Below are 22373 nucleotides of genomic sequence, written 5' to 3' on the forward strand. Positions count from 1 at the left end.
ACGGTGGATCAGCGGCCGGCCGTCAGAGGGGTCTGAGGGCGGGCTCGACGGCGTCGGCCAGCCACGCCAGCACGGTGCGCGCGGTGGTGTCGGAGTGGTCCTCCAGGACCGAGAAGTGGTCGCCGGGGGTGTCCAGGGCGGTGTGCGGGAGCGACCAGACGGCCTGCCAGCCGGCCGACTCCCGGATCTCCTCGGTCCACGGGTCGGCCGCCCGCACCAGCAGGGTCGGTACGGCGATCCGCTCCGGGCGCCAGCCCGCGAAGAGCCGGTGGTACGCGCCCATCGCGGCCAGCCGGGTGTCGTCGGCGAGCGCGAAGGCCGACTCGCGGTCCCTCATCGCGGCGGACATCGACGGCTCCAGCAGCGGCAGTTGGTCGTAGTCCGGGTCGTAGCTGTCGACCAGGGCCAGCCCGGCCGGGCCCGTCCCGAGCCGCTCCAGCCGGGCGGCCACCGCGTGCGCGATCCAGCCGCCGGCCGAGCGGCCGACCAGGACGAACGGCCGGCCGCCGGTGTGCCGGAGCACCGACCCGGCGTGCAGGCCGGCCAGCGCGTCCAGGTCGGCGGGCGGCAGTTCACCGGCCAGGAAGCCCGGCTGGGGCAGCACCAGGACCTCGCGGCGGCCGCGGCAGGCGGCGGCGAACCGGGCGTACTCGTGCGGGCCGGAGACCGGGCCGAAGGACGGCAGGCAGACCAGCACCGGGCCGTCCGGGCTCTGCGCGAGCCGGACCGGCTCGGCGGCCGGGGCCTCCTCGGCGGTCCGGAACGCGGGCCGGCAGCCGGCCGCGGCCTTGAGCAGGTCCAGCGCGGCCATCGAGGAACCCTGCTCGCAGGCCTGCCAGTAGAGCGTCGCCAGCGGGCCGTCCGGCTCGGCGCCTGTGGTGGCGCCCGCTCCGGCGGTCCGGCCGTCGGCGTGGGCGTCGGCCCGCTCGGCGAGGCGCTCGCGCAGGTGGGCGGCGAGCAGGGCCGAGGAGGGCTGGTCGTAGATCAGGCTGGTGGCCAGCCGGAGCCCGGTGGCCGCGCCCAGCTGGTTGCGCAGCGCCAGCGCCGTCAGCGAGTCGAAGCCGAGTTCGAGGAACCGCAGCCCCGGGTCGACCTGTTCGGGCCCCGCGTGGCCGAGCACCCCGGCCACCGCGCCGCGCACCAGGTCGAGCAGGATCCGCTCCCGCTCCACCTCCCCGGCGTCCGCCAGCCGCCCGGCCAGCCGCTCGGCGGCGGACGGGCCCGCGGTGTCCTCGGGGAACTCCCCGGCCGGCTCCGGGCGCCGGGACGGCGTACCGGCCGCGAGGTCGCGCAGCAGTGCGGGCAGCGGGCCGGGAGCGGCCCGGCGGCGGATGGCGGGCAGGTCCAGGCGGGCGGTCACCAGGGTGGCGTCCCCGGCCGCCAGCGCGGCGTCGAACAGGGCCAGGCCCTCGGCGGAGGAGAGCGGGGCCACCCCGCCGCGGACCATTCGGGACAGCTCCGCCTCGGCCAGCCCGCCGGTCATGCCGCTGGGCTGCGCCCACAGGCCCCAGGCGAGCGACTGCGCGGGCAGGCCCCGGGAGCAGCGGCGCTCGGCGAGCGCGTCGAGGAAGGCGTTGGCCGCGCCGTAGCTGGTCTGGCCCGCGCTGCCGAGGGTGGCGGCGGCGGAGGAGAACAGCACGAAGGCGGCCAGGTCGTGGCCGGCCGTCAGGTCGTGCAGGTGGACGGCGGCGTCGACCTTCGGGCGGAGCACGGTGTCCACCCGCTCGGGGGTGAGCGAGTCCAGGATGCCGTCGTCGAGGACGCCGGCGGTGTGGATGACGGCGGTGAGGGGGTGGTCGGTGGGGATGTCGGCGAGCAGGGCTGAGAGTTGGTGGCGGTCGGCGGTGTCGCAGGCGGTGACGGTGACGGTGGCGCCGAGTTCGGTGAGTTCGGTGGTGAGGTCGGCGGCGCCGGGGGCGTCGGGGCCGCTGCGGCTGGTGAGCAGCAGGTGGCGGGCGCCGTGGTCGGTGACGAGGTGGCGGGCGAGCAGGGAGCCGAGGGTGCCGGTGCCGCCGGTGACCAGCACCGTTCCGGCCGGGTCGATCGGGCGGGCCGGCTCGTGGGGGACGGGCAGCAGGCGGGCCGCGTGCGGAACGCCGTCGCGGATCACCAGCTGGGGCTCGTCGGTGGCCAGGGCGGCGGGGACCGCCGCGGCGGAGGCGGCGGAGTCGTCCAGGTCGAGCAGGGCGAACTGGCCCGGGTACTCCGCCTGGGCGGAGCGGACCAGCCCCCACACCGGGGCCAGGGCGAGGTCGTCCAGGCCGGGGCCGGCGGCGCGGCGGGTGGCCAGGACGAGGCGGGAGGCGGCCAGCCGGGGTTCGGCGAGCCAGGCGCGGAGCAGGTCGAGGGTCCCGTTGACGGCGGCGCGGACGGCCGCCGGCAGCCCGGCGTCCGGGCCCGCCGCGGCGGGCAGGTGGTAGAGGACGGTGGCGGGGACGGCCTCGGCGGCGGCGAGGGCGGCCAGGTCGGCGTACGGGACCAGCCCGTCGGTGGACCCGGGCCCGGCGTTGAGGACGGCGATCGGGCCGTCCGGGCGGCCGGTGCGGGCGCCCCCGACGGGCCGCCAGACCGTCCGGAACAGGGCGCCGGCCGAGGCGTCCTCGCGGGGCCCCTCCAGCCAGTAGCGGCCGCGCTGGAAGGGGTAGGTGGGCAGGTCGACCCGGCGGGCCCCGGCGAGGGCGGGGGAGAAGTCGACCGGGACGCCCCGGACGTGCAGCCGGGCGGCGGAGGCCAGGAAGGCGGTCGGGCCGCCGTGGTCGCGGCGGAGCGTGCCGCAGGTGACGGTGGGCGCGGCCGTCTCGTCCAGGGTCTCCTGGAGTCCGGGGGTGAGGACGGGGTGGGGGCTGATCTCGACGAAGGTGGTGAAGCCCTCGGCGAGCAGGGCGCGGACGGCCTCCTCCAGCCGGACGGTCCGGCGCAGGTTGCGGTACCAGTAGGCGGCGTCCATCGTCGTGGTGTCCAGCCACCGGCTGTCGACGGTGGAGTGGAAGGGGATGTCGGCGCCGCGCGGGGTGACGGGGGCGAGCAGGGTGAGCAGTTCGTCCTGGATCCGCTCGACGTGGGCGGAGTGGGAGGCGTAGTCGACGGGGACGCGGCGGGCGCGGATGCCGTCGGTGGTGAGGCGTTCGACGAGTTCGTCGAGGGCGTCGGCGTCTCCGGCGACGACCGTGGAGGAGGGGCCGTTGACGGCGGCGACGGAGATCCGGTCGTGCCAGGGGGTGAGGTCGATCTCCCCGGCGGGCTGGGCGACGGAGACCATGCCGCCGTTTCCGGCGATGGCGGTGATGGCCTGGGAGCGGAGGGCGACGGTGCGGGCGCCGTCCTGGAGGGAGAGCGCGCCGGCGACGGTGGCGGCGGCGATCTCGCCCTGGGAGTGGCCGATGACGGCGTCGGGCTCGATTCCGTACGCCTGCCAGAGGGCGGCGAGGGAGACCATGACGGCCCACAGGGCGGGCTGGACGACGTCGACCCGGTCGTATCCGGGTGCGCCGTCGGCGCCGCGCAGGACGTCGAGGAGGTTCCAGTCGGTGAACTCGGCGAGGGCGTCGGCGCATTCGGTGATCCGTGCGGCGAACACCGGCTCGGTGTCGAGGAGTTCGACGGCCATGCCGGCCCACTGGGAGCCCTGGCCGGGGAACACGAACACCGTCCGGCCGGTCACGTCCGCCGTGCCGGCCACCACGGCGGCCGGGTCCTGCCCGGCGGCGTAGGCGGCGAGCGCGGTCCGGTCGGCGCCGACCACCACCGCGCGGTGGGGGAAGGCGGAGCGGCCGGTGGCCAGCGAGTGGGCGACGTCGACGGCCGCGAGCGCGGGGTGGGCGTCCAGGTGCTCGGCGAGGCGCCCGGCCTGGGCCCGTACGGCGGCCTCGGTGCGGCCGGCCAGCAGCCACGGGGCGCCGGTGCCGGCCGACGGGGCCTGCTCCTCGCCGGGCTGCTCGGCGGGCTGCTCGGTGGGCTGCTCCTCCGGGGCCTGCTCGACGATGACGTGGGCGTTGGTGCCGCTGATCCCGAAGGAGGAGACGCCGGCCCGGCGCGGGCGGCCGGTCTCGGGCCACTCCCGCTGCTCGGTCAGCAGCTCCACCGCGCCCGCCGACCAGTCCACGTGCGAGGACGGCCGGTCCACGTGCAGGGTCCGGGGCAGCACGCCGTGCCGCAGCGCGAGCACCGTCTTGATCACCCCGGCCACCCCGGCCGCGCTCTGGGTGTGGCCGATGTTGGACTTCACCGAGCCCAGCAGCAGCGGGAGTTCACGGTCCTGGCCGTAGGCGGCGAGCAGTGCCTGGGCCTCGATCGGGTCGCCCAGGGTGGTGCCGGTGCCGTGCGCCTCGACGGCGTCCACGTCGGCGGCGGTGAGGCCGGCGGAGAGCAGGGCCTGGCGGATCACCCGCTCCTGCGCCGGGCCGTTGGGCGCGGTCAGGCCGTTGGAGGCGCCGTCCTGGTTGACGGCGCTGCCGCGCAGCACCGCGAGCACCGGGTGCCCGTTGCGGCGGGCGTCGGAGAGCCGCTCCAGCATCAGCATGCCGACGCCCTCGGAGAACCCGGTGCCGTCCGCCGCGTCCGCGAAGGCCTTGCACCGGCCGTCCGCCGCCAGGCCCTTCTGCCGGGTGAACTCCACGAACAGTCCGGGCGTGGACATCACCGCGACGCCGCCCGCCAGGGCCAGGTCGCAGCCCCGGCGGCGCAGCTCCTGGACCGCCAGGTGGATCGTCACCAGCGAGGAGGAGCAGGCGGTGTCCACGGTGACGGCCGGGCCCTCCAGGCCCAGTGCGTACGAGACCCGGCCGGTGGCGACGCTGCCCGCGCTGCCGTTGCCCAGGTAGGCGGCGACCTCGTCGGGCACCTCGTCCAGCCGGGCGGCGTAGTCGTGGTACATCACGCCGGCGAACACGCCGGTCCGGCTGCCGCGCAGGGTGAGCGGGTCGATGCCGGACCGCTCGACGGCCTCCCAGGAGGTCTCCAGCAGCAGCCGCTGCTGCGGGTCCATGGCGAGGGCCTCGCGCGGGCCGATACCGAAGAAGCCGGGGTCGAACTCGGCGGCGTCGTAGAGGAACCCGCCCTGGGCGGTGGCGCTCTGCTCGCCGAGGTCCCAGCCGCGGTCGGCGGGGAACGGCCCGATGCCGTCGCCGCCCTCGGTGAGCAGCCGCCAGAAGTCCTCGGGCGTGCGCACCCCGCCGGGCAGCCGGCAGGCCATGCCGGTGACGGCGATCGGCTCGTCGGCGATCGCCGACAGCCGCTCGTTCTGCTTCCTGAGCCGCTCGTTGTCCTTGATCGAGGCGCGCAGCGCCTCGACGATCCGCTCCGGCGGGGTAGTCATGCTGTCCTCTTCCTCAGACGCCTGCGGGGTCCACCGAGGTGCCCAGCGCCAGTTCGACCAGGTCCGTGATGTCCATGCCGTCGATCTCGGCCGCCCGGGCCTCCTCTGCGGCCTGCTCCTCGGCGGTGCCGCCGTCGGTGCCGCCGTCGGCCTCCGCCTCGGGCAGCAGCAGCGCCCGCATCCGCTCGGCCAGCGCGCCGGCCGTCGGGTAGTCGAAGACCGCCGTCGCGGGCAGCCGCAGACCGGAGGCCTGGTAGAGCCGGTTGCGCAGCTCCACGGCCGTCACCGAGTCGAACCCGAGCTTGCTGAACGGGAGTTCGGGGTCGACCTGCTCGGCCGAGGAGTGCCCGAGCACCCCGGCGATCTGGGCCCGGACCAGGTCGAGCGCGGCACGGCGGCGGTCGGCCCCGGAGAGCGCGGCCAGCCGTTCGGCCAGCCGGCCGCCGTCCTCCCCGGTACGGGACCGGGCGGCGCGCCGCGCGGCCGGCCGGACCAGCGCGCGCAGCAGGTGCGGCACCGGGGTCCGCCCGCGCAGCACCGCGAGGTCGAGCGCGGCCGGCACCACCAGCGGGGCGGGGACGGCCAGCGCCTCGTCGAACAGGGCGAGCCCGTCCCGCTCGGACAGCGGCACCGTGCCGCCCCGGCTCATCCGCTCCAGCTCGGCCTCGCCCAGGTGGCCGGTCATGCCGCTGGGCTGCGCCCACAGGCCCCAGGCGAGCGACTGCGCCGGCCGCCCGGCCGCCCGGCGGCGGGCCGCGAGCGAGTCCAGGTAGGCGTTGGCGGCGGCGTAGTTGCCCTGGCCGGGGCTGCTGAAGGTGGCGGCGGCGGAGGAGAACAGGACGAAGGCGGCCAGGTCCAGCTCCGCGGTCAGCTCGTCCAGGTGCGCGGCGGCGTCGAGCTTGGGCCGCAGCACCCGGGCGAGGGCCTCGGGCGTCAGGGTCTCGACCACGGCGTCGTCGAGGACGCCGGCGGTGTGGACGACGGCGGTGAGGGGGTGGTCGGTGGGGATGTCGGCGAGTGTGGCGGCGAGTCGGTCGCGGTCGGCGGTGTCGCAGGCGGTGACGGTGACGGTGGCGCCGAGTTCGGTGAGTTCGGTGGTGAGGTCGGCGGCGCCGGGGGCGTCGGGGCCGCTGCGGCTGGTGAGCAGCAGGTGGCGGGCGCCGTGTTCGGTGACGAGGTGGCGGGCGAGCAGGGCGCCGAGGGTGCCGGTGCCGCCGGTGACCAGCACCGTCCCGGCCGGGTCGAGCGGACGGAGGTCGGCGGTCGGGGTGGCCCGGACCAGCCGGGGGGCGAACAACTCGCCCTCCCGGATGGCCAGTTGCGGCTCGCCGCTGGCCAGCGCGGCGGGCAGGACGGCGGCCGCGTCGACGGTGCCGTCGAGGTCGACCAGGACGAACCGGTCGGGGTGCTCCGCCTGCGCGGAGCGGAGCAGGCCCCAGAGCGGGGCGTGGACCAGGCCGGGCACCGGGTCGCCGGGGGTGGCGGCGACCGCGCCCCCGGTCAGCACGGCCAGCCGCGTCCCGGCGAACCGCTCGTCGGCGAGGAACTCCTGGAGCAGGCCGAGGACTTCACCGGTCACCCGGTGGGCGTCCGCCGGGGACCCGCCGTCCGCCGGCGGCGCGGGCAGGAGCAGGACCTCCGGCCCGCAGGCGGCCCCGGCCAGGGAGTCCAGGCGGTCGAGTCCGGCCAGGCCGTCCAGCCGGAGCCCGGGGACGGCCCGGTCGTCGCCGAGCACCGCCCAGCGCTCCGCCCGCCCGCCGTCGCCCGGCACGACCCGGGTCCACTCGACCCGGAAGAGCGCGTCCCGCTGCCCGCGCCGGGCGGCCCGCAGCTGACCGGCGGAGATCGTCCGGACGGCCAGCGAGGCCACCGAGGCGACGGGGGCGCCGGTCTCGTCGAACAGGGCCAGCGACACCGAGTCCGGCCCGGTGGGGGAGACCGTCACCCGCAGCGCCGTGGCGCCGGTGCCGTGCAGACGGACGCCGCTCCAGGCGAACGGCAGGCCGTTGCCCTCGGCCGCGCCCTCCCGGCGGGCCAGCCCCATGCCGTGCAGGGCGGCGTCCATCAGCGCGGGGTGCAGGCCGAAGCGGTCCGCGTCGGCGTGCGCCTGCCGCGGCAGCCGGACCTCGGTGTGCACCTGCTCGCCGAGCCGCCAGGCCCGGGTCAGGCCCCGGAACACCGGGCCGTAGCCGTAACCGGCCTGCTCCAGGCGGTCGTAGAAGCCGTCCAGGTCGACGGGGGCGGCGCCGGCCGGCGGCCAGGGCCCGCTCTCGGCGGGGGCCTGGGCGTCGTCGGCGGCGAGCAGACCGCCGGCGTGCCGGGTCCACGGCTCGCCGTGCGGGGCGTCCTGGGGGCGGCCGTAGACGGCCACCGGCCGCAGGCCGGACTCGTCGGCCGCGCCGACCACGGCCTGCAGGACGACGGCGCCGCGCTCGGGGAGGATCAGCGGGACCTCGATGGCCAGGTCCTCGACCAGGCCGCAGCCGACCTCGTCACCGGCGCGGACGGCCAGCTCCACGAAGGCCGTACCGGGCAGCAGGACGGTGCCGGAGACGGCGTGGTCGGCCAGCCACGGGTGACTGCGCAGCGACAGCAGGCCGGTGAGCACCACCCCGTCGCCCTCGGCCAGCGGCAGGGCCGCGCCGAGCAGCGGGTGGTCGGTGGCGCCGAGACCGGCCGCGGTGACGTCCCCGGTGCCGGAGGAGGGCTCCAGCCAGTAGCGCTCGTGCTGGAAGGGGTAGGTGGGCAGGTCGACCGGGCGGGCGCCGGCCGAGCGGCCGGAGAGGTCCACCGCCACGCCGCGCACCCAGAGTTCGGCGGCGGAGGCCAGGAAGCGGGCGAGCCCGCCCTGGTCGCGGCGGAGCGTGCCGCAGGCGACGGTGGGGGCGGTCGCCTCGTCCAGGGTCTCCTGGAGTCCGGGGGTGAGGACGGGGTGGGGGCTGATCTCGACGAAGGTGGTGAAGCCCTCGGCGAGCAGGGCGCGGACGGCCTCCTCCAGCTGCACCGGGTGGCGGAGGTTGCGGTACCAGTACGCGGCGTCGAAGGCGGCGGTGTCGGTCCAGCGGCTGTCCAGGGTGGACCAGAACGGGACCTTCGGGGGCCGGGGGCGCAGGTCGGCCAGGGCGGTGAGCAGGTCGTCCTGGATCCGCTCGACGTGGGCCGAGTGGGAGGCGTAGTCGACGGGGACGCGGCGGACGCGGATGCCGTCGGTGGTGAGGCGTTCGAGGAGTTCGTCGAGGGCGTCGGCGTCTCCGGCGACGACGGTGGAGGTGGGGCCGTTGACGGCGGCGACGGAGATCCGGTCCTGCCAGGGGGTGAGGTCGATGTCCTCGGCCGGGAGGGCGATGGAGACCATGCCGCCGTTTCCGGCGATGGCGGTGATGGCTTGGGAGCGCAGGGCGACGACGCGGGCGCCGTCCTGGAGGGTGAGGGCGCCGGCGACGGTGGCGGCGGCGATCTCGCCCTGGGAGTGGCCGATGACGGCGTCGGGCTGGACGCCGTGGGCCTGCCAGAGGGTGGCGAGGGAGACCATGACGGCCCAGAGGGCGGGCTGGACGACGTCGACCCGGTCGTAGCCGGGTGCGCCGTCGGCGCCGCGCAGGATGTCGATCAGGTTCCAGTCGGTGAACTCGGCGAGGGCGTCGGCGCATTCGGCGATCCGGGCGGCGAACACCGGCTCGCTGTCGAGGAGTTCGACGGCCATCCCGACCCACTGCGAGCCCTGCCCGGGGAACACGAACACCGTCCGGCCGGTGACGTCCGCCGTACCGGAGGCGAAGTCCCCGAGGGCGTCGTGGAGTTCGGCGGTGGTGGCGCCGACCACCGCCGCGCGGTGGACGAAGCCGGAGCGGGACGAGGCCAGCGAGGAGGCGAGGTCGGCGGGGATGAGCGCCGGGTCGGCGGCGAGCAGCTCGCGCAGCCGCGCGCCCTGGTCCCGGAGCGCGGCCGGGCTCTTGGCGGAGAAGGCCAGCGCGACCGGGCCGGTCGGCGCGGCCGAGGGGGTCTCGACCAAGGGAGCCTCGACCGGCGGGGCCTGCTCCAGCACGACGTGGGCGTTGGTGCCGCTGACGCCGAAGGAGGAGACGCCGGCCCGGCGCGGGCGGCCGGTCTCCGGCCACGCGCGCGCCTCGGTGAGCAGGTCGACCGACCCGGCCGTCCAGTCCACGTGCGGGGTGGGCTCGTCCACGTGCAGGGTGCGGGGCAGCACGCCGTGCTGCATGGCCAGCACCGTCTTGATCACCCCGGCCACGCCCGCGGCGCACTGGGTGTGGCCGATGTTGGACTTCACCGAGCCCAGCAGCAGCGGGAGTTCACGCTCCTGGCCGTAGGTGGCGAGCAGCGCCTGGGCCTCGATCGGGTCGCCGAGGGTGGTGCCGGTGCCGTGCGCCTCCACCACGTCGACCTCGGCCGCCGCCAGCCGGGCGTCGGCCAGCGCGTGCCGGATCACCCGCTGCTGGGAGGGGCCGTTGGGGGCGGTCAGGCCGTTGCTGGCGCCGTCCTGGTTGACGGCGCTGCCGCGGATCACGCCGAGCACCCGGTGCCCGTTGCGGCGCGCGTCGGAGAGCCGCTCCAGCATCAGCATGCCGACGCCCTCGCTCCACGCGGTGCCGTCGGCGGCGCCCGCGAAGGCCTTGCAGCGGCCGTCCGGGGCCAGCCCCTTCTGCTGGCTGAACAGCACGAACATGCCGGGGTTGGACATCACCGTCACGCCGCCGGCCAGCGCGGTGGTGCACTCGCCCTGGCGCAGCGAGCGGGCGGCCCAGTGCAGCGCGACCAGCGAGGAGGAGCAGGCGGTGTCGACCGAGACCGCCGGGCCCTCCAGGCCGAAGTGGTAGGCGATCCGGCCGGAGGTGACGCTGGAGGTGGTGCCGGTGCCCAGGTACAGGTCCACGCCCTCCGGGATGTCCGAACCGGTGCCGTACAGCTGCGAGGTGGTGCCGACGAAGACGCCGGTCCGGCCGCCGGCCAGCGACTGCGGGTCGATGCCCGCGCGTTCCACGGCCTCCCAGGAGGTCTCCAGCAGCAGCCGCTGCTGCGGGTCCATCGCCAGCGCCTCGTTGGGGCTGATGCCGAAGAAGCCCGCGTCGAAGCCGGCCGCGCCGTCCAGGAAGCCGCCGTGGCGGGTGTAGCTGGTGCCGGCGGCGCCCGGGTCGGGGTCGTACACCGAGTCGAGGTCCCAGCCGCGGTCGGTCGGGAACTCGGAGATCGCGTCGGCCTCGTCGACCAGGAGCCGCCACAGCCCCTCGGGGCTGCGCACGCCGCCGGGGAAGCGGCAGGCCATGCCGATGATCGCGATCGGCTCGTGGCGCTCGTCCTCGAGCTCCTTGAGCCGCCGGTGGGCCTTACGGGTATCGGCCACCGCCCGCTTGAGGTACTCGCGAAGCTGGTCTTCGTTGGCCATCTCAGATCACTTTCCTGCGGCGGAGTGGTGGCTGCCGGGGTCGTCCGGCTCCGGGGCGGGGCGCGGCCGCGTCCGGGCGTGTCCGGGGCCGCCGGGCCGTGCCCCGGAGGGGGCCGGCCCGGCGGCGCGGGGGGTTCCTGGATCAGTCCAGGGAGTCGACGAGGGCGAAGAGCTCGTCGTCGGAGGCGGCGTCGAGGTCGCTGTCGTCCCCGGCCAGGCCGGCCGCGGAGGCGGCCGGGCCGTCCAGGCGGTCGAGCAGGGCCCGCAGGCGCGGCGACAGGCCGTCGAGCGCGTGGCCGTCCGCCAGCCGCCGCTCCAGGGCGGCCTCCAGCCGGTCCAGCTCGGCGAGGACGGGCTCCTCCCGCGGTGCTCCCTCCCGGGGCAGCCGACCGTCGAGGAAGCCGGCCAGCGCGGCCGGGGTCGGGTAGTCGAACACCAGGGTGGCCGGCAGCCGCAGCCCGGTCGCCTCGTGCAGCCGGCTGCGCAGCTCCACGGCGGTCAGCGAGTCGAAGCCGATCTCCTTGAACGCCCGGGTGGCCTGTACGGACTCCGCCGAGGCGTGTCCGAGCACGTCCGCCACCTGGGTGCGCACCAGGTCGAGCAGGGCCCGGGTCCGGTGCTCCCCGGTGAGGCCGGCGATCCGGCGGGCCGGGTCCTGGCCGGCGCCGGTCTCGGCGGCCCGTCGGCCGGTGGCGCGGACCAGGCCGCGCAGCATCGGCGGCACCTCCCCGCCCCGGAAGGCGGCCGGGTTCAGCCGGACCGCGACGGCCAGCGGGTCGGCGCCGGTCCGGGCGGCGTCGAACAGCTCCAGGCCCTGCTCCGCCTGGAGCGGCGCCATCCCGCCGCGGGCCAGCCGGCCGAGGTCGGCCCTGCCGAGCCCGCCCGCCATGCCGGCGTGCGCCGGGTCGTCGAGCTGCCACGGGCCCCAGGCGATCGCGGTGCCCGGCAGGCCGTCGGCGCGGCGGCTGCGGGCGAGCGCGTCCAGGAAGGTGTTGGCGGCGGCGTAGCCGGCCTGGCCGGCGGCGCCGAGCACCCCGGCGACGGAGGAGAACAGGACGAAGGCGTCCAGGTCCCGGCCGGCCGTCAGCTCGTGCAGGTTGACCGCGCCGTCGACCTTGGGGCGCAGGACGGTGGCGACCCGCTCGGGGGTGAGCGCGTCGAGCACGCCGTCGTCGAGCACCCCGGCGGTGTGCACCACGGCGGTGACGTCGTGCGCGGAGAGCAGCGCCGCCAGGGCCGTCCGGTCGGCCGCGTCGCAGGCGGCGAGGGTGACCTCGGCGCCGAGCGCGGTGAGTGCGGCGGTGAGCTCGTCCGCGCCCTCGGCCCGGGGGCCGCCGCGGCTGGTGAGCAGCAGGCGGCGGACGCCGTGCGCGGTGACCAGGTGGCGGGCGACCAGCCGGCCGAGCGCACCGGTGGCTCCGGTGACCAGGACCGTGCCGTCCGGGCGCAGGGCCGGGGCGGTGGCGTCGTCGGTCGCGTCGGCGCCGGCGCCGGCCCGGGCCAGCCGGGGCGCGGAGACCGTGCCCCGGCGGACGACCAGCTGGGGCTCGTCGGTGGCCAGCGCGGCGGGCAGGACGGCGGCGGAGGCCTCGTCCCCGTCCAGGTCGACCAGGACGAACCGGCCGGGGTGCTCGGCCTGGGCCGAGCGGACCAGGCCCCAGAGCGGGGCGTGCGCGAGGTCCCGGAGGTCGGCCCCGGCCGCGTGCCGGGTGACGAACACCAGCCGGGAGTCGGCGAACCGCTGGTCGGCGAGCCACTCCTGGAGGAGGGTCAGCGCCCGGCCGGTGGCGGCGTGCACCCGCTCGGCGAGCGGGCCCGCCACCTCGGCCGTCCAGGGCACCAGGACGGTGTGCGGGGCGGCCGCGTCGAAGGCGGCCAGGTCCGGCCGGCCCGGCAGGCCGAAGGCCGGCTCGCCGAGCACGGCCCAGTCGGCCGTGGCCGGGGCCGCCGGGAGCCGCAGCCCGGCCGGCTCGACCCGGTAGAGCGCGTCCCGGCCGCCCGTGCCGGCCCCGGTGATCGCCTCCGGCGAGACCGGACGCATCACCAGGGACTCCACCGAGGCGACCGGCGCACCGGTGGCGTCGGCGATGGCGAAGGCCACCCCGCCGGCGCGGGCCGGGGTGAGCCGGGCCCGGACGGTGGCGGCGCCGGAGGCGTACAGCTCGACGCCCGTCCAGGCGAAGGGCAGCCGGCCGTGCGGGGCCTCGTCGGTGGAGATCCGCTCCAGCAGGGTGGAGGCGGCCATCGCCTGGAGCACCGCGTCGAACATGCCGGGGTGGATGCCGAACCGGGCGGCCGCCGTACGGCCCTCCTCGGGCAGCGCGACCTCGGCGAAGACCTCGTCCCCGCGCCGCCAGAGCGCCGTCAGGCCGGCGAACAGCGGCCCGTAGGCGAAGCCGGTCTCGGTGGCCCGCCGGTAGAAGCCGGTCAGGTCGACCTGCTCCGCGCCGGCCGGCGGCCAGGCCCGGAGGTCGAAGTCCGGGGCGCCGGCGCCGGTGCCGAGCACGGCGTCGGCGTGGTGGGTCCACTCGCCCTCGGGGGCGTCCTCCGGCCGCGAGTGCACGGCCAGCGGGCGCCGGCCCGCGGCGTCGGCCGGGCCGACCCGCAGCTGGAGCAGCACGCTGCCGGTGCGCGGCAGGACCAGCGGCGCGAGGTGGGTGATCTCCTCGACCCGGTCGCAGCCCACCTGCTCGGCGGCGTGCAGGGCCAGCTCGGCGTAGGCGACGCCGGGGACGACGGTGCGGCCCATCACCCCGTGCTCGGCGATCCACGGGTGGGTCCGCTCGGAGAGTGAACCGGTGAACAGGAAGCCCGTGCCGTCGGCCAGTTCGGCCATCGCGCCGAGCATCGGATGCTCCGGCGAGCCGAGTCCGGCCCCGGCCAGGCCGACCGGGCCCCCGTCGTCCTCCAGCCAGTACCGCTCGCGCTGGAAGGCGTACGTGGGCAGCTCGGTCCGGCGGGCGCCGGGCAGCAGCCGCGACCAGTCGACCGCGGCACCGCGCAGCCGCAGCGCGGCCAGCGCCTCGACCAGGGACTGCTCCTCGGGCCGGTCCCGGCGCTGGGCGGCGATCAGCGCGAACCCGGAGCCGGGCAGGCTCTCCCGGCCGGCCGCGGTGAGCACCGCGTCCGGGCCCAGCTCCAGGAAGGTGGTGACGCCCCGCTCGGCGAGCGCGAGCAGCGTGTCGTGGAAGCGGACGGCCTCGCGGACGTGCCGCACCCAGTACTCGGGGTCGGTGGCCTCGGCCGGCAGCGGGATCCGCGGCTGGTGGTAGGTCAGCGACTCGGCGACGGCGCGGAACTCCGCCAGCATCGGGTCCATCAGCGGGGAGTGGAAGGCGTGGCTGACCCGCAGCCGCCGGGTGCTGCGCCCGCGCTCGGCGAGCACGGCGGCGACGGCCAGCACCGGCTCCTCCGGTCCGGCGATCACCACGGCCTCGGGGCCGTTGACGGCGGCCAGCGAGACCTGCCCGGTGAGCAGCGGCCGGACCTCCTCCTCGGTGGCGCGGACCGCCACCATCGCACCGCCGGCGGGCAGTTGCTCCATCAGCCGGCCGCGGGCGGCGACCAGCGCGGCCGCGTCGGCCAGCGACAGCACCCCGGCGACGTGGGCCGCGGCCAGTTCGCCGACCGAGTGGCCGGTGACGAAGTCCGGCCGCGCGCCGAAGGATTCGACCAGGCGGTAGAGGGCGACCTCGACGGCGAACAGGGCGGGCTGGGTCCAGCCGGTCCGGTCGAGCAGCTCGCCCTGCTGGAACACCACCTCGCGCAGCGGCCGCTCCAGGTGCCGGTCCAGCTCGGCGCAGACGGCGTCGAAGGCGTCCGCGAACTCCGGGTAGGTGTCGTACAACTCCCGGCCCATGCCGGGGCGTTGGGCGCCCTGGCCGGTGAAGAGGAAGGCGGTCTTCCCAGTCGCGGCGGTGCCGCGCGGGCCGCGGCCGGCGGCCAGGGCCGCCAGGCCGTCCAGCAGGCCCTCGCGGTCCCGGGCGACCACCGCGCCGCGGTGCGGCAGCGCCGCCCGGGCGGCGGTCAGCGAGTGGGCGAGGTCCGGCAGGACGGCCTCCGGGCGCTCGGCCAGGAAGGCGGCCAGCCGCTCGGCCTGGGCGGAAAGCGCCTGCTCGGAGCGGGCCGAGAGGAGGAACGGCAGGGCGCCGTGCCCGGTCGGCGCGACCGGCGGGGGCTGCTCCTCGGGGGCCTGCTCGACGATGACGTGGGCGTTGGTGCCGCTGATCCCGAAGGAGGAGACACCGGCCCGGCGCGGGCGGCCGGTCTCCGGCCACTGCCGCTCCTCGGTGAGCAGCTCCACCGATCCGGCCGTCCAGTCGACGTGCGGGGTGGGCTCGTCCACGTGCAGGGTGCGGGGGAGCACCCCGTGGTGCATCGCCAGCACCATCTTGATGATGCCGCCGACCCCGGCCGCGGCCTGGGAGTGCCCGATGTTGGACTTCAACGAGCCCAGTTGGAGCGGCAGTTCGCGGCCCTGGCCGTAGGTGGCGAGGAGGGCGTTGGCCTCGATCGGGTCGCCGAGCCGGGTGCCGGTGCCGTGCGCCTCGACGGCGTCGACCTCGGCCGGAGCCAGGTCGGCGGCGGCCAGCGCCTCGCGGATCACCCGCTCCTGGGCCGGGCCGTTGGGGGCGGTGAGCCCGTTGGAGGCGCCGTCCTGGTTGATCGCGGTGGCCCGGACGACCGCGAGGACCGGGTGCCCGTTGCGGCGGGCGTCCGACAGCCGCTCGACCAGCAGCACGCCCACGCCCTCGGCGAAGCCCGTACCGTCGGCGGAGGCGGCGAAGGCCTTGCAGCGGCCGTCCGCCGACATGCCGCCCTGGCGGTCGAACTCGGCGAACAGGCCGGGCGTCGACATCACGGCCACACCGCCGGCCAGCGCCAGGTCGCACTCGCCGCGGCGCAGCGCGGCCGCCGCCAGGTGGAGCGCCACCAGCGAGGAGGAGCAGGCGGTGTCCACGGTGATCGCCGGGCCTTCGAGCCCGAAGGTGTACGCCACCCGGCCGGAGATCACGCTGGCCGCGCTGCCGTTGCCCAGGTAGCCCTCGACCTCGCCGGGGACGCGGCGCAGCCGCGAGGCGTAGTCCTGGCCGCTGGTGCCGGTGAACACGCCGACCCGGGTGCCGTGCACCGAGGCCGGGTCGATGCCCGCCCGCTCGAAGGCCTCCCAGGAGGTCTCCAGCAGCAGCCGCTGCTGCGGGTCCATGGCGAGCGCCTCGCGCGGGCTGATCCCGAAGAAGGCCGCGTCGAACTCGGCCGCGTCGTGCAGGAACCCGCCCTGGCCGCCGGGCTCCCAGCCGCGGTCGGCCGGGAAGCCGGTCAGCGCGTCGCCGCCGGCCCGCAGCAGCCGCCACAGGTCCTCGGGCGAGCCGACCCCGCCGGGGTAGCGGCAGCCCATCGCGACGATCGCGATGGTGTCCTGGTCGCCGTCCCGGGCCGTCGCGCCGGTGGCCGCGGCCGGTCCCGCGGTCGCCGGAGCCTGCTCGTCGAGCAGCCGGGCGCGCAGGTGGCGGCCGAGCGCGGTCGGGCTCGGGTGGTCGAAGACCAGGGTGGCGGGCAGGCGCAGCCCGGTCGCGGTGCCGAGCCGGTTGCGCAGCTCCACCGCCGTCAGCGAGTCGAAGCCGAGGTCCTTGAACGCGCGGTCCGCGTCGATCGCCTCCGCCGAGCCGTGCCCGAGCACCGAGGCCGCGTGGCCGCGGACCAGGTCCAGCAGCAGCTCCGTACGGTCCGCCTCGGGGAGGGCGGCCAGCCTGCGGGTCAGCGCCGAGCCGCTCGGCCCGGACACCGCCTCGGCCTTGCGCCGGGCCGGGGCCCGGAGCAGGCCGCGCAGCAGCGCCGGGACGGGGCCCCGGCCGCGCCGGGCGGACAGGTCGAGGTCGGCGGGCAGCAGCAGCGGCTCGTCCAGCAGGGCGGCCGCGTCGTACAGGGCCATGCCGAGCTCCGAGCCGAGCGGGGTCATGCCGCCCTCGCTCATCCGCTCGACGTCCCGGGCGTCCAGGTGCCCGGTCATGCTGCTGCGCTGCTCCCACAGGCCCCAGGCGAGCGCGGAGCCGGCCAGGCCGCGGGCCCGGCGGTGCTGGGCGAGGGCGTCCAGGAAGGTGTTGGCGGCGGCGTAGCCGCCCTGGCCCGCGCCGCCGAGCACACCGGCGGCGGAGGAGAACAGGACGAAGCAGGCCAGGTCCCGGTCGAGCGTCAGCTCGTGCAGGTTGAGCGCGCCGTCGACCTTGGGCCGCAGCACCGCGTCGATCCGCTCCGGGGTGAGCGAGCCGATCACGCCGTCGTCGAGCACCCCGGCGGTGTGCACCACGCCGGTGAGCGGGTGCGCGGCGGGGACCTCCGCGAGGACGGCGGCCAGCCGGTCGCGGTCGGCGGCGTCGCAGGCGGCGACGGTCACGGTGGCGCCGAGGGCGCGGAGTTCGGCGGTGAGCTCGGCGGCGCCGGGGGCGTCGGCGCCGGTCCGGCTGGTGAGCAGCAGGTGGCGGACGCCGTGCTCGGTGACCAGGTGGCGGGCGAGCAGGGAGCCGAGGGTGCCGGTGCCGCCGGTGATCAGCAGGGTGCCGTCCGGGTCGGGGGCGGGCGGCACGGTCAGCACGACCTTGCCGGTGTGCCGGGCCTGGCTGACGTACCGGAAGGCGTCGCCCGAGCGGCGGACGTCCCAGGTGGTGATCGGCAGCGGCCGCAGCACGCCGGCCTCGAACAGGTCGACCAGCTCGGCGAGCATCGCGGCGATCCGCTCCGGGCCGGCCTCGAACAGCTCGAAGGCGCGGTAGGCGACGCCGGGGTGCCGGGCGGCGACCTCCTCGGCGTCCCGGATGTCGGTCTTGCCCATCTCGACGAACCGGCCGCCGCGGGGCAGCAGGCCGAGCGAGGTGTCGACGAACTCCCCGGCCAGCGCGTTGAGCACGACGTCCACGCCGCGGCCGCCGGTGGCCGCCAGGAACTCGCGGCCGAAGTCCAGCGTGCGGGAGCCGGCCAGGTGGGCGTCGTCCAGGCCGAGCGGCCGCAGCGCGTCCCACTTGCCCTGGCTGGCGGTGCCGTACACCTCGGCGCCCAGGTGGCGGGCGAGCTGGACGGCGGCCATGCCCACGCCGCCGGCGGCGGCGTGCACCAGGACGGACTCGCCGGGGCGCAGCCCGGCCAGGTCCTTCAGCGCGTAGTAGGCGGTGAGGAAGACGATCGGGGTGGACGCGGCCTCGGTGAAGTCCCAGCCCCGGGGGATCCGGACCAGCAGCCGGTGGTCGGTGACGGCGGTGGTGCCGAAGGAGCCGGCGAACATGCCCATCACCCGGTCGCCGGGGGCGAGCGCGGTGACGTCCCCGGCGACCTCCAGGACGACGCCGGCGCCCTCGTTGCCGAGCAGGCCGGCCTGGCCGGGGTACATGCCGAGCGCGTTGAGCACGTCGCGGAAGTTGAGGCCGCCGGCCCGCAGGGCGACCCGGACGTGGCCGGGGGCGAGCGGCTCCAGGGTGTCCGGACAGCCGGCCAGGACGAGGTTGTCCAGGGTGCCGCGGCCGGTGGTGTCCAGCCGCCAGGGCTCGCCGGCGGGCGGGGTGAGCGCGCCGGAGGTGGCCGCGCGGGCCAGCCGCGCGGCCAGCACCGTCCCCTCGCGCAGGGCGAGTTGGGGCTCTCCGGTGGCGAGGGCGGCGGGCAGCGCGGCGGCCGAGGCGGCGGTGCCGTCCAGGTCGACCAGGACGATCCGGTCCGGGTTCTCGGACTGCGCGGAGCGGACCAGGCCCCAGAGCGGGGCGCAGGCCAGGGCGGTGACGGCCTCGCCGGGGTGGGCGGCGACCGCGCCGCTGGTGGCCAGGACCAGCCGGGACCCCGCGAAGCGGTCCTCGGCCAGCCAGGTCTGCAGCAGCTCCAGCACCCGGTGGGTGACGGCCCGGGCCTGCTCGGCGGTGCCGCCGTCGGCCGGCGCGTCGACCGGCACCAGGACGGTGGCCGGCACCTCGGCGGGCAGCGCGTCCAGGCCGTCGGTCCGGTACGGCTCGACGGTGTCCTCGGGCAGCGGGACGGCGGTCCAGTCGATCCGGAACAGCGAGTCGGGGGTGGCGGGCCGGGCGGTCGTGCCGGCGGCGCCGATCGGGCGCAGCACGAAGGAGTCGGCGGTGGCCACCGGGGCGCCGGACCGGTCGGCGACCAGCAGCGAGACGCTGTCCCGGCCGGTGCGGCTGAGCCGCACGCGCAGCTCGGCCGCGCCGGAGGCGTGCAGGGTCACCCCGCTCCAGGCGAACGGCAGCAGGTTCAGGCCCTCGCCGCCGTCCACGGCGCAGCCCAGCGCGTGCAGGGCGGCGTCCAGCAGCGCCGGGTGCAGTCCGAAGCGCTCGGCCCGGGAGCGCTGCTCCTCGGGCAGCCGGACCTCGGCGTAGATGTCGTCGCCGTCCAGCCAGGCGGCCCGCAGACCGCGGAAGGCCGGGCCGTAGCCGAGACCGCCCGCGGCCAGCCGCTCGTAGTAGCCGTCCAGGTCGACGGCGGTGGCGCCGGCCGGGGGCCAGGCCGTCAGGTCCTCGGCGGCGGCCGGTGCGGCGGCCTGGGCGAGCCAGCCGCTGGCGTGCCGGACCCAGGGCGCGTCCAGCGGCGCGTCCTCCCGGAGGGAGTGGACGGTGACCTCGCGCCGGCCGCTCTCGTCGGCCGGGCCGACCCGCACCTGGAGGGCGATCCCGCCGGTCTCCGGGAGCACCAGCGGGCTCTCCAGGGCGAGTTCGTCGACCCGGTCGCAGCCGGCCTGGTCGCCCGCGTGGACGAGCAGGTCGAGGAAGGCGGTGCCCGGCAGTAGGACCGAGCCGAGCACGGCGTGGTCGGCCAGCCAGGGGTGGGTGCGCAGCGAGAGCCGGCCGGTGAGCAGCAGGCCGTCGTCGTCGGCGAGGGTGAGCGAGGCGCCGAGCAGCGGGTGGTCGGCGGAGCCGAGGCCGAGGTCGACGGCGTCCCCGCCGGAGGCGGTGGCCTCCAGCCAGTACCGCTCGTGCTGGAAGGGGTAGGTGGGCAGGTCGGTCCGCCGCGCGCCGGGGAAGACGGCCGGCCAGTCGACCGTGCGCCCCCGGACGTGCAGGGCGGCGAGCGCCGAACGGAACCGGGCGGGGCCGCCGTGGTCGCGGCGCAGGGTGCCGGCCGCGACGGCGGTGGCCTCGGCGGCGTCCAGGGTGTCCTGCACGGCGGAGGCGAGCACCGGGTGCGGGCTGACCTCGACGAAGAAGGCGTGGCCGTCGGCGGCGAGGGCGCGGACGGCCTCCTCCAGCCGGACGGTCCGGCGCAGGTTGCGGTACCAGTACGCGGCGTCCAGCCGGACGGTGTCCAGCCAGGCGTCGTCCACGGTCGAGTAGAACGGCACCTCGGAGGTCCGGGGGGCGATCGGGGCAAGCAGGGTGAGCAGCTCGTCCTGGATCCGCTCGACGTGGGCGGAGTGCGAGGCGTAGTCGACAGGGACGCGGCGGGCGTGGACGCCCCGGGCGTCGAGGGCGGCCTGGAGCTCGTCGAGGGCGTCGGCGTCTCCGGCGACGACGGTGGAGCTGGGGCCGTTGACGGCGGCGACGGAGATCCGGTCGTGCCAGGGGGTGAGGTCGATGTCCTCGGCGGGTTGGGCGATGGAGACCATGCCGCCGTTTCCGGCGATGGCGGTGATGGCCTGGGAGCGGAGGGCGACGATGCGGGCGCCGTCCTGGAGGGTGAGGGCGCCGGCGACGGTGGCGGCGGCGATCTCGCCCTGGGAGTGGCCGATGACGGCGTCGGGCTGGACGCCGTGGGCCTGCCAGAGGGCGGCGAGGGAGACCATGACGGCCCACAGCGCGGGCTGGACGACGTCCACCCGGTCGTAGCCGGGGGCGCCCTCGGTGCCGCGCAGGACGTCGAGGAGGTTCCAGTCGGTGAACTCGGCCAGCGCGTCGGCGCATTCGGTGATCCGCGCGGCGAACACCGGCTCGCTGTCGAGGAGTTCGACGGCCATGCCGGCCCACTGCGAGCCCTGGCCGGGGAAGACGAAGACGGTCTTGCCGGTCACGTCGGCCGTGCCGGAGACCAGTCGGGCGGGCTCCTCGCCGGCCGCGAACGCCTCCAGGGCGGCGGCCAGTTCGGCGCCGTCCGCGGCGACCACGGCCGCGCGGTGGGCGAACTGCGTGCGGGAGACGGCGAGGGAGAGGCCGAGGTCGGCCGAGGCTGCCTCGGTGTCCAGGTGGTCGCGCAGGCGGCGGGCCTGGTCGCGCAGCGCCTGGTCGGTCTTGGCGGAGAGGAGGAACGGCAGGGCGCCGTGCCCGGTCGGTGCGGCTGGCGGGGGCTGCTCCTCGGGGGCCTGTTCGAGGATGACGTGGGCGTTGGTGCCGCTGACGCCGAAGGAGGAGACGCCGGCCCGGCGCGGGCGGCCGGTCTCCGGCCACTCCCGGGCCTCGGTGAGCAGGTCCACCGACCCGGCCGTCCAGTCCACCTGCGAGGACGGCGCGTCCACGTGCAGGGTCCGCGGCAGCAGGCCGTGCCGCATGGCCAGCACCATCTTCATCACGCCGGCCACCCCGGCGGCGGCCTGGGTGTGGCCGATGTTGGACTTCACCGAGCCGAGCAGCAGCGGCCGTTCGCGGTCCTGGCCGTAGGTGGCGAGCAGGGCCTGGGCCTCGATCGGGTCGCCGAGCCGGGTGCCGGTGCCGTGCGCCTCGACGGCGTCCACGTCGGTGGTGGAGAGTCGGGCGTTCTCCAGGGCCTGGCGGACGACCCGCTGCTGGGAGGGGCCGTTGGGGGCGGTCAGACCGCTGGACGCGCCGTCCTGGTTGACGGCGCTGCCGCGGACCACCGCGAGCACCGGGTGCCCGTTGCGGCGGGCGTCGGAGAGCCGCTCCAGCAGCAGCATGCCGGCGCCCTCGCCCCAGCCGGTGCCGTCCGCGGCCTCGGCGAACGCCTTGCAGCGCCCGTCCGAGGCGAGCCCGCGCTGCTTGGAGAACTCCACGAAGGACAGCGGGGTCGACATCACCGTGACCCCGCCCGCCAGGGCGAGCGAGCACTCGCCCTGGCGGAGCGCCTGGACGGCGAGGTGGAGGGAGACCAGTGAGGCGGAGCAGGCGGTGTCCACGGTGACCGCCGGGCCCTCCAGACCGAAGGTGTAGGAGATGCGGCCGGAGACCACGCTGGCGCCGATGCCGGTCGCCAGGTACCCCTCGGCCGCCTCCGGGGCCCTGGTCACCAGCGCCGCGTAGTCCTGCCCGTTGGTGCCGGCGAAGACGCCGGTCCGGCTGCCGCGCAGCGACCGCGGGTCGATGCCGGCCCGCTCGAAGGCCTCCCAGGAGGTCTCCAGCAGCAGCCGCTGCTGCGGGTCCATGACCAGCGCCTCGCGCGGGCTGATCCCGAAGAACCCCGCGTCGAACCGCGAGGCCCCGTACAGGAACGCGCCCTCGCGGACGTACGAGGCGCCGGTGCCGTCGGCGTTGCCGCCGAGCAGCCGGTCGGTGTCCCAGCCGCGGTCGGCGGGGAACCCGCCGACCGCGTCACGGCCGTCGGCGAGCAGCCGCCACAGCTCCTCGGGTGTCCCGACGTCGCCGGGGAAGCGGCAGCTCATCGCGACGATCGCGATCGGCTCGTGCTCCGCGGCCTCCAGCTCGCGGACCCGCTGACGCGTCCGCCGCAGGTCTGCGGTCACCTTCTTGAGGTAATCGACGACCTTGTCATCCGTCGGCATTGCAC

At 77.1% G+C, this 22373-nt stretch carries 3 protein-coding genes; all 3 read right to left on the reverse strand.

Annotated elements, in window-relative coordinates:
- Positions 1 to 22 precede the first annotated feature (22 nt).
- Entirely contained in the window at positions 23 to 5314 is a 5292-nt protein-coding gene (locus AMK13_RS29095) for an SDR family NAD(P)-dependent oxidoreductase (protein ID WP_074004760.1), read from the reverse strand.
- Between the two features lie 13 nt (positions 5315 to 5327).
- Positions 5328 to 10715: a type I polyketide synthase gene (locus AMK13_RS29100; protein ID WP_074004761.1), complete on the reverse strand. Its 5388-nt coding sequence runs from the start codon at positions 10713 to 10715 to the stop codon at positions 5328 to 5330.
- A gap of 142 nt (positions 10716 to 10857) precedes the next feature.
- Positions 10858 to 22368 (reverse strand): type I polyketide synthase, encoded by an 11511-nt coding sequence (locus AMK13_RS29105; RefSeq protein WP_074004762.1) that lies wholly within the window; start codon positions 22366 to 22368, stop codon positions 10858 to 10860.
- Positions 22369 to 22373: the final 5 nt, after the last annotated feature.

This window comes from Streptomyces sp. CB02056 (assembly GCF_001905545.1).
Taxonomy (GTDB): domain Bacteria; phylum Actinomycetota; class Actinomycetes; order Streptomycetales; family Streptomycetaceae; genus Kitasatospora.